This window comes from Bacillus infantis (assembly GCF_050107595.1).
In the GTDB taxonomy this organism is placed as follows: domain Bacteria; phylum Bacillota; class Bacilli; order Bacillales; family Cytobacillaceae; genus Bacillus_AB; species Bacillus_AB infantis_C.
Map to the genome: position 1 here is coordinate 1 of NZ_JBNILH010000031.1, position 522 is coordinate 522.

2 rRNA genes are annotated in these 522 nt (G+C 47.3%); both read right to left on the reverse strand.

The annotated features are described in order from the left end of the window. Window positions 1-126: ribosomal RNA gene (locus ACQCVH_RS25290) — 23S ribosomal RNA — on the reverse strand; the annotation flags it as partial. A gap of 177 nt (window positions 127-303) precedes the next feature. After that, window positions 304-522 (reverse strand): 16S ribosomal RNA (locus ACQCVH_RS25295); the annotation flags it as partial.

A 522-nucleotide genomic window follows, 5' to 3' on the forward strand; every position in this document is an offset into this window, starting at 1 on the left:
TTTCCCCATTCGGAAATCTCCGGATCAAAGCTTACTTACAGCTCCCCGAAGCATATCGGTGTTAGTACCGTCCTTCATCGGCTCCTAGTGCCAAGGCATCCACCGTGCGCCCTTTCTAACTTAACCTAAAAATAAGCGAAGCTTATTCATGGTATCACTCTCAAATTGAGAGAAAACCTAAAATGGCGATTACTCGGTAATGTCTTCTTCATTACATTATCTAGTTTTCAAAGAACAAAATGAGAGATTATACTCTCAAAACTGAACGAACAAAGACCGTCACGTCTTGTATATATTCCTTAGAAAGGAGGTGATCCAGCCGCACCTTCCGATACGGCTACCTTGTTACGACTTCACCCCAATCATCTGTCCCACCTTAGGCGGCTGGCTCCAAAAGGTTACCCCACCGACTTCGGGTGTTACAAACTCTCGTGGTGTGACGGGCGGTGTGTACAAGGCCCGGGAACGTATTCACCGCGGCATGCTGATCCGCGATTACTAGCGATTCCAGCTTCATGCAGG